The sequence below is a fragment of the Variovorax sp. UC122_21 genome (assembly GCF_044056785.1).
GTDB lineage: Bacteria > Pseudomonadota > Gammaproteobacteria > Burkholderiales > Burkholderiaceae_C > Variovorax.
In genome coordinates, this window is the sequence record NZ_CP172004.1 from 5,117,219 (window position 1) to 5,129,890 (window position 12,672).

General features: G+C 69.8%; 10 protein-coding genes and 3 pseudogenes. 4 read left to right on the plus strand and 9 right to left on the minus strand.

Annotated features, from left to right (window positions below; genetic code table 11):
- The first annotated feature begins 18 nt into the window (after nucleotides 1–18).
- Nucleotides 19–1,077 (plus strand): 4-hydroxythreonine-4-phosphate dehydrogenase PdxA, encoded by a 1,059-nt coding sequence (locus ACHMXE_RS36830; protein WP_395348738.1) that lies wholly within the window; start codon nucleotides 19–21, stop codon nucleotides 1,075–1,077.
- A 68-nt stretch (nucleotides 1,078–1,145) separates the two neighbouring features.
- Here ACHMXE_RS36830 and ACHMXE_RS36835 read toward each other — a convergent pair whose 3' ends face one another.
- From ACHMXE_RS36835 to tal, 3 genes and pseudogenes are all read right to left on the minus strand, one after another.
- The gene (locus ACHMXE_RS36835; RefSeq protein ID WP_203204557.1) at nucleotides 1,146–1,478 is read right to left on the minus strand and encodes a DUF805 domain-containing protein; all 333 of its coding nucleotides are present in this window, start codon (nucleotides 1,476–1,478) and stop codon (nucleotides 1,146–1,148) included.
- 107 nt (nucleotides 1,479–1,585) lie between these two features.
- Nucleotides 1,586–3,150 (minus strand): annotated as a pseudogene (gene pgi / locus ACHMXE_RS36840) (glucose-6-phosphate isomerase).
- A 2-nt stretch (nucleotides 3,151–3,152) separates the two neighbouring features.
- Nucleotides 3,153–4,110: pseudogene (gene tal, locus ACHMXE_RS36845) on the minus strand (transaldolase).
- Between the two features lie 516 nt (nucleotides 4,111–4,626).
- On the opposite strand from tal, the gene ACHMXE_RS36850 reads away from it, so the two are divergent.
- Nucleotides 4,627–5,052: a lipocalin family protein gene (locus tag ACHMXE_RS36850; protein WP_395348739.1), complete on the plus strand. Its 426-nt coding sequence runs from the start codon at nucleotides 4,627–4,629 to the stop codon at nucleotides 5,050–5,052.
- Here the strand turns inward: ACHMXE_RS36850 and ACHMXE_RS36855 are convergent.
- The 4 genes and pseudogenes from ACHMXE_RS36855 to ACHMXE_RS36870 form a co-directional block, all read right to left on the minus strand.
- Nucleotides 4,998–5,660 (minus strand): HAD family hydrolase, encoded by a 663-nt coding sequence (locus ACHMXE_RS36855; protein ID WP_395348740.1) that lies wholly within the window; start codon nucleotides 5,658–5,660, stop codon nucleotides 4,998–5,000. The genes ACHMXE_RS36850 and ACHMXE_RS36855 overlap by 55 nt on opposite strands.
- Before the next feature lie 23 nt (nucleotides 5,661–5,683).
- On the minus strand, nucleotides 5,684–6,748 hold the full coding sequence (locus ACHMXE_RS36860; RefSeq protein ID WP_395348741.1) for an ABC transporter ATP-binding protein: 1,065 nt from the start codon (nucleotides 6,746–6,748) through the stop codon (nucleotides 5,684–5,686).
- Entirely contained in the window at nucleotides 6,745–9,030 is a 2,286-nt protein-coding gene (locus tag ACHMXE_RS36865) for an ABC transporter permease (protein WP_395348742.1), read from the minus strand. Before ACHMXE_RS36865 ends, ACHMXE_RS36860 begins: the two co-directional genes overlap by 4 nt.
- Nucleotides 9,031–10,000 (minus strand): annotated as a pseudogene (locus ACHMXE_RS36870) (ABC transporter substrate-binding protein).
- Here ACHMXE_RS36870 and ACHMXE_RS36875 point away from each other — a divergent pair.
- Together ACHMXE_RS36875 and zwf are read left to right on the plus strand one after the other, a co-directional pair.
- Nucleotides 9,885–10,205 (plus strand): hypothetical protein, encoded by a 321-nt coding sequence (locus ACHMXE_RS36875; protein ID WP_395353098.1) that lies wholly within the window; start codon nucleotides 9,885–9,887, stop codon nucleotides 10,203–10,205. The pseudogene ACHMXE_RS36870 and the gene ACHMXE_RS36875 overlap by 116 nt on opposite strands.
- Nucleotides 10,202–11,671, plus strand: a complete 1,470-nt coding sequence (gene zwf, locus ACHMXE_RS36880) for a glucose-6-phosphate dehydrogenase (protein ID WP_395348743.1) — start codon at nucleotides 10,202–10,204, stop codon at nucleotides 11,669–11,671. The genes ACHMXE_RS36875 and zwf overlap by 4 nt, the downstream gene beginning before the upstream one ends.
- A gap of 1 nt (nucleotide 11,672) precedes the next feature.
- Here zwf and ACHMXE_RS36885 read toward each other — a convergent pair whose 3' ends face one another.
- Both ACHMXE_RS36885 and ACHMXE_RS36890 read right to left on the minus strand, forming a co-directional pair.
- Nucleotides 11,673–11,990, minus strand: a complete 318-nt coding sequence (locus ACHMXE_RS36885; RefSeq protein ID WP_395348744.1) for a dioxygenase — start codon at nucleotides 11,988–11,990, stop codon at nucleotides 11,673–11,675.
- Nucleotides 11,981–12,601 carry a dioxygenase gene (locus ACHMXE_RS36890; protein WP_395348745.1) on the minus strand — a complete coding sequence of 207 codons (621 nt, stop codon included), beginning with the start codon at nucleotides 12,599–12,601 and terminating at the stop codon, nucleotides 11,981–11,983. The genes ACHMXE_RS36885 and ACHMXE_RS36890 overlap by 10 nt, the downstream gene beginning before the upstream one ends.
- Nucleotides 12,602–12,672: the final 71 nt, after the last annotated feature.

Sequence of the window (12,672 nt, forward strand, 5' to 3'; positions counted from 1 at the left end):
TCTCCACCGACGATCGCCATGTCCACTCCTTCGAAGATTCCGACCGTGACCTCCGCCAAGCCCCGCATCGCCGTGCTGCTCGGCGACCCCAGCGGGGTCGGCCCCGAGATGGCGGTCAAGCTGCTCGCGCGCCAGCGCAACCTCGACGCCGCGCGCGTGCTGCTGATCGCCGACCCGGTGGTGCTGGCCGCGGGCGAGCGCATCGCCGGCGCGAAGCTCGATCCGCTCGCGGCCGAGAGCCTCGACACGCTGCGCTTCGAGGACGGCCGGCCCTCGCTGCTGGCCTGCGACTGGATGGAGGGCGCCGAGCCGGTGCTCGGCGAATCGAACGAGGCCTCGGGCCGCGCCTCCTTCGAAGCGCTCGAGCTCGCGACCGCGGCCGTGCGCCGCGGCCAGGTCGACGCGATCCTGTTCGCGCCGCTCAACAAGCATTCGCTGCGCCTGGGCGGCCTGGTGCACGAGGACGAGCTGCGCTACATGCAGGCGCGCTTCGCGGTGCCGGGCTTCGTCTGCGAGTTCAACCTCACGGGCGCGCTGTGGACCTCGCGCGTGACCTCGCACATTCCGCTGAAGGACGTGGCGAGCCACATCACCGGCGAAGGCGTGCGCGACGCGGTGAAGATCATCGCCGCGGCGCTGCGCCAGTCGGGCGTGGCGCAGCCGCGCATCGCGGTCTCGGGGCTCAACCCGCATGCCGGCGACGGCGGCTCGATCGGCATGGAGGAGATCGAGATCATCGGCCCGGCCATCGAGCAACTGCGCGCCGAGGGCTACGACGCGCGCGGCCCGTTCTCACCCGACACGGTGTTCATCGGCGCGCGGCGCGGCGACGTCGACGCGGTGGTCTCGATGTACCACGACCAGGGCCAGATCGCGATGAAGCTCATGGGCTTCGAGCAGGGCGTGACCCTGCACGGCGGCCTGCCCGTGCCCGTGGCCACCTCGGCCAGCGGCAGCGCCTTCGACATCGCGGGCAAGGGCATCGCGCAGATCGAGGGCCTGCAGCAGGCCTTCGACCTGTGCCTGCGCATGGCCAGCGGTGCGCCGGTGCGCGCGGCCGCGACGGCCGAGGCCTGAGTCGGCCGCCATAAAAAGGGCCGCATGCGCGGCCTTGTCGAATCGTTGTTCTGCGTGTCCCGGGGTCTTCAGGCACCCGGCGGCTGGCCGTAGGCGTTGGCCTCGGGCTGACTGGGCTGCACGAAGAAATAGATCAGCACGAGGTTGATCAGCGGAATGATCATCAGCAGCTGGAACCAGCCGCTCTTGCCGATGTCGTGCAGGCGGCGCGAGCCCGCGGCCAGCACGGGCAGCAGGAAGCCCAGCGCGGCGACCAGGTAGACGATCTGGTGGATGAGGCTGGCGACGATCAGCACGACCACCTCGGCCAATATGAACCACCAGAACTCGGAGCGCGAGGCGCGCCCACTGAAATCCGTGTACTTCTGAAAGCAGGTCTTGACCGCTGTTTGAAAATCCATTTTGCTCGGCTCCTCTTGAGGTCCCCGGGAAATTTCCCGGGGCCATCATATCGGCGCCTTCTGCAACGGCAATGGCAACGAATGGCGTACTTCGAACGGCCAAGCGCTCACTGCGCGAGCGGACTCAGGCGCTGCAGCAGCCCCGCGGTCGAGGCATCGAGCCCCGTGATGTCGCCCGAGGAAAGCCGCGGCTCGATGTCCCGCGCGAGCACCTTGCCGAGCTCCACGCCCCACTGGTCGAAGCTGTTGATGCCCCACAGCGCGCCGCTGGTGAACACGCGGTGTTCGTACAGCGCGATGAAGGCGCCGAGCGCCTCGGGCGTGAGCTTCTCGAACACGAAGAAGCTGCTGGGCCGGTTGCCCGGGAAGTTCTTGTGCCCGCCCGCGTCGAGCTTGCCCACCATCAGCGCCTGTGCCTGCGCGAGCGCGTTGGCCAGCAGCTTCGGGTGGTGGCCCTCGAGCTCGTGCGAGGCATCGCGCACCGCGAGGAACTCCAGCGGGATCACGTCGGTGCCCTGGTGCAGCATCTGGAAGTAGGCATGCTGGCCGTTGGTGCCCGGCTCGCCCACAGCACGGGCGAAGTGCCCAGGCCCGGCGGCAGCGCGGCACCGGTCGCGTCGACCTGCTTGCCGTTGCTCTCCATCTCGAGCTGCTGCAGGTAGGCCGGCAGCCGCTTCAGTGCGCTGTGATACGGCGCGATGCAGCGGCTCGTGAAGCGGTGGAAGTTGCGATACCAGACGTCGAGCAGGCCCAGGCGCATCGGCAGGTTCTTCGCGAGCGGCGCGGTGCGGAAGTGCTCGTCCATCGCATGCGCGCCCGCGAGCAGCCGACGGAAGCCCTCGGCGCCGATGGCCAGCGCGATCGGCAGGCCGATGGCCGACCACAGCGAATAGCGCCCGCCCACCCAGTCCCAGAAGCCGAACGTGGTCTCGATGCCGAACTTGTTGGCCGCTTCCACGTTGGTGGTGAGCGCAGCGAAGTGGCCCGCGATGTCGTTGCCGCCCGACTGCTCGTACCAGCGCTTCGCGGACTGCGCGTTGGTCATCGTCTCGGCCGTGGTGAAGGTCTTCGAGGCGATCAGGAACAGCGTGTGCTCGGGCGCGAGGCCCTCGAGCACGCCGTCGAGCTCGTGGCCGTCGACGTTCGAGACGAAGTGGAAATGCTTGCCCGGCGCCGCGAACTCCGCGAGCGCCAGCACCGCCATCTGCGGACCGAGGTCGGAGCCGCCGATGCCGATGTTGACCACGTCGGTGATGGTGTGGTCGCCGCGCACCTTCTCGGCGTAGGCGAGCATGGCGTCGAGCGTTTCGTGCACCTCGCGCAGCTGCGTAGCGGTCTTGCCGGCCTTGGCATCGGCCGGCGCGCGCAGCAGCGTGTGCAGCACCGCGCGGTCTTCGGTGTTGTTGATGTGCTCGCCCGCGAACATCGCATCGCGGTGCGCCTCGAGGCCGCACTCGCGCGCGAGCGCGAACAGCAGCTCCTCCACGCGCGTGTCGAGCAGGTTCTTCGACAGGTCGGCGAACAGGTGCGGCGCCTCCTGGCTGAAGCGCGCGAAGCGCCCGGCGTCGTCGACGAAGGCATGGCGCAGGTCGAACTGGCGGCCCGCGGTCTCGAAATAGGACTGCAGCTGCGCCCAGGCCGGCGCGCGGTCGCAGCGAAGCGGGGTCGCCATGATCAGCGGCCGCTTTCCTGCATCAGCTTCTCGAGCTTGATCGCGTCGGCCGCGAAGGCGCGGATGCCCTCGGCGAGCTTCTCGGTGGCCATCGCGTCCTCGTTGAGCGCGAAGCGGAAGCCGGCCTCGTCGTAGGCGATCTTCTCGGCCTTGCCCTGGGCGGCGGCCTTGGCGTCGAGCGCGTGCTCGAGCGGCTCGTTGCTCGCGGCCAGTTCGGCCAGCAGCTCGGGGCTGATGGTCAGCAGGTCGCAGCCGGCGAGCGCCTTGATCTGGCCCACGTTGCGGAAGCTCGCGCCCATCACCTCGGTCTTGATGCCGTTGGCCTTGTAGTACTCGAAGATCTGGCGCACCGACTTCACGCCGGGGTCGTTGGCGCCGGCATTGGCGGCCTCGTCCCACTTGGCGCCCTCCGACTTCTTGTACCAGTCGTAGATGCGGCCGACGAAGGGCGAGATCAGCTGCACGCCGGCCGCGCCGCAGGCCACGGCCTGCGCGAACGAGAACAGCAGCGTGAGGTTGGTGCGGATGCCCTTGCTCTCGAGCTGGCGCGCGGCCTCGATGCCTTCCCAGGTGGAGGCGACCTTGATCAGCAGGCGCTTCTCGGTGTCGATGCCCTCGGCCTTGTAGAGCGCCGTGATGCGCTCGCCGCGCGCCACGGTGGCGGCGGTGTCGAAGGACAGACGCGCATCGACCTCGGTGGAGACGCGACCCGGGATGATCGAGAGGATCTCGGTGCCGAAGCGCACCAGCAGCCGGTCGATGACTTCGTCGAGCGGCTTGCCCGCATGCTTCTTCACGCCCTCGTCGAGCAGCGGCCGGTACTCGGCCTTCTGCACCGCCTTGAGGATCAGCGACGGATTGGTGGTCGCGTCCTGCGGCTTGGAGGCGCTGAGCTGCTCTGAAGTCGCCGGTGTCGGCGACCACGGTGGTCCATTGACGGAGTGCATCGAGTTGGTTCATGGCAATGATTATGTTGCGGTGATGGCGACAGGGCCTGCACGCTGGTGCATGCGGGCCGATGCTTTCATGCGCACCGTAGCACGGCTTGGCACCCGGTTCCATGATGGCGCGAACAACATGCGGCCAGCAGGGTTTCGGCCCCATGCCGCCCTACAGGCGCTGTGGTCCACGGCTGACGGCGAGCACCCGCGAGCGCGCCTAGGCTGCGGAGTCCTTCCTTCGCGAATCGTAGGATTCGCCGTCCCGTCCCGACCCAGGAGCCCCCTACATGCAGCGCAGACTTCCTCCCGCAGCCTCCACCGACCTCGCCCCCCTTCGACGACCGCCGCACCAGCGCCGCCATCGGCACCCTGGCCACGGCCTTCGTGATCGGCGGCGCGGCGGCCTGGCTCGCGCTGGATGCCGCGCGCCGCTCGCGCGTGCGGCTGGCCGGCCCGGCCGACGGCGCCCCGCTGATGCGCGCGCCGCTGCAGGTGGTGGCACCCGTGGACCTGCACCGCTACGCCGGCCTGTGGCATGAACAGGCGCGGCTGCCGGAACCGCTTCCAGAAATCCTGCGCCGGCCCGGTCACGGCCCAGTACACGCCGCGACCCGACGGCACGATCGAAGTGCTCAACCGCTGCGAACGCGCCGACGGCAATTTCGAGGAATCGCTGGGCACCGCGCGCGTGGTGCCGGTGGCGGGCCAGCCCGGCGCGGGCCGGCTCGAGGTGCGCTTCGCGCCCTCGTGGCTGGCCTGGCTGCCGGTGGTGTGGGGCGACTACTGGATCCTGAAGCTGGACCGCGACTACCAGGTGGCGCTGGTCGGCACGCCGAACCGCGAGTACCTGTGGGTGCTGTCGCGCGCGCCCTGCCTGGACGACGCGACCCTGCAGGCCGAGCTCGACTACGCGGGCAGCCTGGGCTTCGACATCGACAAGGTCGAGCGCACCGGCAGGTAGCGCGAGAGCTGGGTCGCGAGCGTGGCCGGCGCGGTGCAGTGGATCGCGTGCCAGCCGAAGGCGCGCGCGGCTTCCACGTTGGGCGCCGAATCGTCGATGAACACCGTCTGCTCCGCCGCCAGCGCATGGCGCACCGCGAGCAGTTCGTAAATCTCGCGATGGGGCTTCAGGAACTTCACGTCGCCCGAGAACACGCCGCCGTCGAAACGCCGCATGAAGCCATGGCGCGCCACGATCGCGCGCGCATAGGACGCGGGCATGTTCGAGAGGTAGTAGAGCTTCAGCGGCTCGCCGGCCTCGCGGCGCTCGAACAGCTCCTCGAGCAGCGCCACCGTGACATCGATCGGCGCCAGGCGTTCGCCCAGTCCGTCGAGCATGGCCAGCAGGCGGTCGGCCGGCAGCGCGAGACGCGCCGCCATGCGCGCGACGGATTCCTCGAGCGTGCGGGTGCCGCAATCGAAGCTGGTCCAGTCGTCATGATGGAAAAGCGCGCGGCCCAGGGCCGCGGCGGCGGATTCAGTGGGCGCATGCTCCGCCAGATGGGCCTGGACCAGCCGGGTGGGCTCCCAGGTGAAGAGCACGGCGCCAAGATCGAAAACCACGTTCATGGCGCCATTGTTCCATGCGCGCGCTACACCACGCTGACGCCATGCGCCCCCAGCGAGAGCCGGGTCTGCGCACCCGCGGCCAGCGGGTTCGACAGGTCGGTCGAGACCACGAAGACCGCGCCCAGCGGCGTGTCGAAACCGTACTCGTAGAAGCTGCCGAGGTAGGCCACCTTCTTCAGCGTGGCCGGCAGGCCGGTGTCGGCCGCCGAGGCCTCGCCGATGCGCCAGGCCTCGGGCCGCACCGCGACCTTGACCGCGCCCGGCGCCACCGCATGGCGCGGCCGCAGCCGCAGCGGCCCGAGCGTGACGTCGCCGTCGGCACCGGCCACGGCCGGGAACACCATCGCCTCGCCCATGAAGCCCGCGACGAACTCGCTCTCGGGCCGGCCGTAGAGCTGCTCGGGCGTGCCGCGCTGGGCGATCACGCCGTGGTCCATCACGATGATCTGGTCGCTCACGGCCAGCGCCTCGCTCTGGTCGTGGGTGACGTAGGCCACCGTGAGCTTGAGACGCTGCTGCAGCGAGCGGATCTCCTCGCGCATCTCGCGCCGCAGCCGCGCGTCGAGGTTCGACAGCGGCTCGTCGAACAGCAGCACCGCGGGCTCGAGCACCAGCGCGCGCGCCAGCGCCACGCGCTGCTGCTGGCCGCCCGAAAGCTCGCTCGGCAGCCGCTGGTCGAAGCCCACCAGGCCCACGCCACGCAGCGCCTCGCGCGCACGCGCCATGGCCTCGTCCTTCTTCACGCCGCTCATGCGCAGGCCGTAGCCCACGTTGCCGATCACGTCCATGTGCGGGAACAGCGCATAGCTCTGGAACATCATGCTGACGTTGCGCTCGGCCGGCCCGAGCGTGGTGACGTCGCGCCCGCCCATGAAGATCGCGCCCGAGGTCGGAGACTCGAGCCCCGCGATCATGCGCAAGGTGGTGGTCTTGCCGCAGCCCGAGGGGCCGAGGATGGTGGTCAGCGTGCCCTCGGGCACCTCGAAGCTGATGCCCTTGACCGCGAGCGGCCCGTTCCTGTCGGCGCCGTAGCGCTTGGTGACGTCGCGAAACTCGATCCCAGTACTCATGCTCGTCATGCCCGTCATGCCAGCCCCTCCATCTTGTGATGCCCCTGGTGCCCGGGTGCCGTGCCGCGCCGTCCCAGCCTGCGTTCGCCCACCACCCATTGCACCAGCGCGATCGCAAGCGACATCAGGATCATCAGCACCGTGCAGTAGGCCAGCGCGATGCCGTAGTCGCCGTTGCCGACGCGGCCGATGATGTAGGTGGTGGCGAGTTCGTTCTCGGCCGTGACCAGGAAGATCACGGCGCTCACGGTCGTCATCGCGCGCACGAAGCTGTAGACCAGCGCCGCCACCAGCGCCGGCTTGAGCAGCGGCAGCACCACCTTGAACAGCGTCTGCGAGGTCGAGGCGCGCAGCATCAGCGAGGCCTCGTCGAGCGAGCGGTCGAGTTGCTTGAAGGCCGCGGTGCCCGCGCGCACGCCCACCGGCAAATTGCGGAACATGAAGCACAGCACGATGATGAGCCCGGTGCCCGTGAGCTCGAACGGCGGCACGTTGAAGGCCAGGATGTAGCTCACGCCGAGCACCGTACCCGGGATCGCGAAGGCCAGCAGCGCGCCGAACTCGAACGCGCCCTGCCCCTTGAACTCGTTGCGCGCCAGCAGCCAGGCGATCAAAAGGCCCAGCGCCGCGGTGATCGGCGCCGAGATGCCGGCCAGCTTGAGCGTGGTCAGCAGCGAGTTCCACGCGGTGCCGGCCCAAACCAGCCCGAACTGCCCCCATTCGAGCGCGAACGCGGTCTTGAAATGCTGCAGCGTGAAGCTGTAGTCGCGCCCCCAGGTCTGCACGAAGCCGCCCGCGAAGGCGAACAGGTAGACCACGGCGGTGAAGGCGATCCACGGCAGCGCGATGCAGTGGATGGTGCGGCGCACGCCGTCGGGCAACGCCATCGGGATGCCGGCGTCGCCCTTGCCGCTGACGGTGGTGTAGTTCTGCTTGCCGAGCAGGCCACGCTGCAGCGCGAACACGCCGAGCGCGAACAGGGTGAGCACCCAGGCCAGCGAGGCCGCGCGGCCCTGGTCGTACTGCGCGCCGACGATGGCGAAGAAGATGTCGGTGGACAGCACCGAGAACTGGCCGCCGACCACCACCGGATTGCCGAAGTCGGCAATGCTCTCGATGAAGCCCACCAGGAAGGCATTGGCAAGCCCGGGCTTGAGCAGCGGCAGCGTGATGGTGAAGAAGGCGCGGCGCCGGTCGGCGCGCAGCATCTGCGCGGCTTCCTCGAGGCTGGGCGCGATGCCCTGCACCACGCCGCGCATGATCATGAAGGCGATCGGCGTGAAGGCGAACAGCTGCGCCACCAGCACGCCGGGCATGCCGTAGAACCAGCGCGTGGGTTCGATGCCGAACACGCTCTCGAGCACCTGGTTGACGATGCCCGCGCGGCCGAACAGCAGGATCAGCCCGAGGCCCACCACGAACGGCGGCGTGATGATCGGCAGCAGCGCCAGCACCCGCAGCGCGCCCTGCCCGCGCCGGCTGCCGCGCTCGGCCATCAGCGCCATCAGCGTGCCCAGGAAGGTGGTGCCCGCGGCCGTGAGCAGCGCCAGCACCAGCGTGTTCCAGGCCACGCCGCAGCGCACGCCGCCCGCGAGGCAGCCCAGGCCCCAGATGCGTTCGGTGAAGACGCGCGCGAGGAAGGCGGCCATCGATACGCGGCCGTCCTCGTCGAGGAAGGCGCCCGACAGCGCGCGGCTCACGGGGTAGGCGATGAACAGCGCCATCAGCACGCCGCAGCCCAGCACCGAGGCGGCCACGAACAGGTCGCCCTTGAAGCGGCCGAGCCGCGCGATGCCGAAAGCCGCGAGCAGCACCAGCGCGCACAGCGCCACGAAACCGCCGGCGCCGATGCCGAACTGGTTGATGCCGAGCTCGCCGAAGCGCGCCTCGAGCGCCGCGAAAGCCCAGCCACGCGCGCCGATCGCGAAGCCCGCGAGCGCGAGCCCGAGGGCACCGCCCGCGCCGCCGGCCAAAAGCCAGCGGCCCTGCGCGCGGCCCGGCGGCAACCACGCGCCGACGGCGCAGACGGCGAGGCCCGCCAGCCCGACGAACAGCCAGACGCGCCCCTGCAAGGCGGCCTGCATCAGGCCATTGGCGCCCTCGGCACCGCCGAAGACCTGCGGAATGACCTCGTACCAGGTCGCGTCCTGGATCGCATACCAGGGCAGCAGCAGGTAGGCCGCGAAGCCCAGCAGCACCCAGGCGCGGATCCAGCGCTGGGTGCGCCGCGCCGCGGCCTCCGACGCCGGATTGCGCGGGGCCGCCGCACGGGGCGAGGCCCCGATGGAATGCGCTTCCACTTAGCGCGGCAGCGAGTTGACGTCCTTCTCCCAGCGCGCGATCAGGCGGCGGCGCTCGGCGCTGGCGCCGTACTTGGCGTAGTCGTAGTCGATGAACTTGATCTTCTTGAAGTCGGGAATGCGCGGGTCGAGCTTCGCGGCGGCGTTGCTCGGCAGCTGGAACTGCTTGTTGGCGGCGCCGAGCTCCTGCGCGGCGGGCGTGAGCGCCCATTCGTAGAACTTCTTCGCGGCCTCGAGATTGCGCGCGCCCTTGATGATGCTCATCGAGCCGATCTCGGCGCCGGTGCCGTCGCTCGGCGTGATGGTCTCGACCGGGAAGCCCTGCATCTTCTCGCCCGGGCCGTCGTGCACGAAGCTGATCGACACCGCGGTCTCGCCGCGCGCCACGGCCTTGATCGGGCCGGTGCCCGAGCGCGTGTACTGGCCGACGTTCCGGTGCAGCGCCTTGAGGTACTCGAAGGCCTTGTCCTCGCCCATGAGCTGCACCAGCGTCGCGATCATGGTGTAGGCCGTGCCGCTTGAGGCGGGGTTGGCCACCTGGATGTCGCCCTTGTACTCGGGCTTGAGCAGGTCGGCCCAGGTCTTGGGCACGGGCAGCTTCTTCTTGGCCAGCAGTTCGGGGTTGTAGCCGAAGCCCAGGCGGGCCCGAGTAGATGCCCACGGTCTTGTAGCCCGACTGCTTCGCCTGCTGCTGCGCCCAGGGATGCAGCTGCGGCAGCGAGGGCGACTTGTACTCGAGCGTCAGGCCCTGCTCGGCCGCCTGCAGGTGCGGGTCGCCGGTGCCGCCGAACCAGACGTCGGTCTTGGGGTTGTCCTTCTCGGCGATGAGCTGGGCCAGCGCTTCGCCCGAGCCCTTGAGCGCCATGTTGATGCGCGTGCCCGTGGTGCGCGCGTACACGGTCGAGATCACGCTGCACCACTCGGCCTGCACCGAGCAGATCACGTTGACCGTGCCCTGGGCCGATGCCATGGCCGATCCACCCAGCAGCGCCGCCGCAACAAAAAGCTTCTTCATGGAGTTCTCCGCTTTGTCCAATAAAAAAAGGCCTCCCGGCCGTGGGTGCAGCGTAGCTTTAGTACAAGTGCGTGGAATCGGTACAAGTACCATCGCGATTAGGCGGACCGGCGCATTGCCTGCTATCGCCCCTCAGACCCAAGGAAAGTGTTCCCCATGAGCTTCGATCTCGTTCTGTTCGGCGGCACCGGCGATCTCGCATGGCGCAAGCTGATGCCCGCTCTGTTCCAGGCCTTCCGGCACGGGAGTCTTCCGAAGGACGGGCGCATCGTCGGCGTGGCGCGGGACAACCTGTCGGACGACCAGTACCGCGAGCTGATCCAGTCGCGCTTCAATGCCGTCGAGGGCGCCAAGCGGCCCTCGCCCGAGGAGTTCCAGAAGTTCGCCTCGATGCTGCACTACCTGCGCATGGACCTGTCGAAGCCCGACGACTATGCGCGCCTGTCCGAGCTGCTCAAGCAGCGCGATGCCGAAACGGTCGTGATGTATGTCGCCACCGCGCCGGGCCTGTTCACGCAGGTGGTCGAGCAGATCGCGGCCGCCGGCCTCAACGGCGCGCGCACCCGCATCGTGCTCGAGAAGCCGCTGGGACACGACCTGGCCTCCAACCGCGCGATCAACGCCGCGGTGGGCAAGGTGCTCGAGGAGAAGCAGGTCTTCCGCATCGACCACTACCTCGGCAAGCCCTCGGTGCAGAACCTGTTCGCGATGCGCTTCGGCAATGCGCTGTTCGAGCCCATCTGGCGCCGCGAGCACATCGCCAACATCCAGATCACGATCGCGGAAGACCTCGGCGTGGAGAAGCGCGGCGCCTTCTACGACCAGACCGGCGCGCTGCGCGACATGGTGCAGAACCATGCGCTGCAGCTGCTGTGCGCCATCGGCATGGAGCCGCCGATCAACTCGCGTGCCGACGCGATCCGCGACGAGAAGCTCAAGGTGCTGCGCGCCCTCAAGCCCTGGACGCCCGAGACGCTGGGCCTGCACACGGTGCGCGGCCAGTACACGGCCGGCACGGCCTACGGCGAGCGCGTGCAGGGCTATCGCGACGAACCGGGCGTCGACCGCGAGAGCCGCACCGAGACCTTCGTCGCGCTGCGCACCGAGATCGCCAACTGGCGCTGGGCCGGCGTGCCCTTCTACATCCGCACCGGCAAGCGGCTGGCCTCGCGCGACGCGCGCATCGAGGTCAACTTCCGCCCCACGCCGCACGCGATCTTCCGCGCGCCGGCCGGCAGCGCGAACAAGTTCGTGATCAACCTGCAGCCCAAGGACGGGCTCGAGCTGCACATGCTCGCGCAGGCGCAGGACAACCGCCGCAGCAACGGCCGCCAGGACAGCGCGGCGCAGCTCGCGCCGGTGCAGCTCGACCTCGACTTCGACAAGCGTTTCGGTTCCGAGCGCGTGGGCGCCTACGAGCGGCTGCTGCTCGATGTGATCGACGGCCGGCTCAACCTGTTCGTGCGCAGCGACGAGCAGGAGGAGGCATGGCGCTGGGTCGAGCCGCTGATCGACAGCTGGGCCAACGACGGCGGGCCGCGCCCCTACGCGGCTGGCACCTGGGGCCCGAGCGCGTCGAGCGCGATGATCGCGCGCGACGGCTTCTCGTGGGGCGAGGAGCAGTAGCTCAGCCGAACTGCACGCAGCGCATGCCGAGCGTGCCCGACTGGAAGCCTTCGTAGACCGTCTTCGCGCGCTCGCCCGCGCCCGCGGCGCCGAGCGCGTAGAGAAACGGGAAGTAATGATCGGGCGTGGCCACCGCGGTCGACGCGCCCGCGAGCCGCTCGTAGCCGATCAGCGCGCGGTCGTCGCGCCCGGCCAGCGCGGCCTTCACCGCATCGTCGAAGGACTGGGCCCAGGGCCGGCTCGCCGCCGGGCCGTCGGGCGTGCCGCGGTCGGTGGCGCGCAGGTTGTGCACCACGTTGCCGCTGCCCATCACCAGCACGCCCTTGTCGCGCAGCGCGGGCGAGATCGCGGCCCACCGCGTAGTGGAAGGCCGCGGGCTTGTCGTAGTCGATGCTGAGCTGGAACACCGGCACATCGGCCTTCGGATAGAGATGCCTGAGCACGGTCCAGGTGCCGTGGTCCAGGCCCCGATTGCTCGGTGGCGACCACGGGCGACTGCTTCACCGCCGCGGCCGCGTCGCGCGCGAGCGCGGGATGGCCGGGCGCCGGATAGTCGATGTCGTGCAGCGCCTGCGGAAAGCCGCCGAAATCGTGGATGGTGCGGGGCCGGGCCTGCACGCCGACGCCGGTCGCGCCGCTGCTGAGCCAGTGCGCCGAAACGCTGAGGATGGCCGTGGGCCGCGGCAGTTCACGGCCCCAGGCGGCGAGCCGGCGCGTGAACGCGTTGTCGGCCAGCGCATTCATCGGCGAGCCGTGGCCGATGAAGATCACCGGCATGCGCCGCGCGGGCGCGTCGCCGGCGGCCGACGCCGCCTGCGAGACCGAGGCCAGCGCGCCCAGCACGGCGGTCGCGCCGAGCGCCGAGCCCATGAGGAAGCCACGGCGGCCGAGCGCGCTCAGCGCGCCGGCGTCGGAAGGAAGAGGGGTCATCGGAAGGGGCATGGCGCGGTGCGGAAAGGGCCGCGCCACTGTGCCGCGATGCGGCGCGCCGCGCTGTGCCT

Coding starts and splice junctions, on each gene's coding strand:
- zwf (WP_395348743.1), top strand. CDS start 10,202: ATGAGCTTCGATCTCGTTCTGTTCGGCGGCACCGGCGATCTCGCATGG.
- ACHMXE_RS36835 (WP_203204557.1), bottom strand. CDS start 1,478: ATGGATTTTCAAACAGCGGTCAAGACCTGCTTTCAGAAGTACACGGAT.
- ACHMXE_RS36830 (WP_395348738.1), top strand. CDS start 19: ATGTCCACTCCTTCGAAGATTCCGACCGTGACCTCCGCCAAGCCCCGC.
- ACHMXE_RS36890 (WP_395348745.1), bottom strand. CDS start 12,601: ATGACCCCTCTTCCTTCCGACGCCGGCGCGCTGAGCGCGCTCGGCCGC.
- ACHMXE_RS36860 (WP_395348741.1), bottom strand. CDS start 6,748: ATGACGGGCATGACGAGCATGAGTACTGGGATCGAGTTTCGCGACGTC.
- ACHMXE_RS36850 (WP_395348739.1), top strand. CDS start 4,627: ATGAACAGGCGCGGCTGCCGGAACCGCTTCCAGAAATCCTGCGCCGGC.
- ACHMXE_RS36855 (WP_395348740.1), bottom strand. CDS start 5,660: ATGAACGTGGTTTTCGATCTTGGCGCCGTGCTCTTCACCTGGGAGCCC.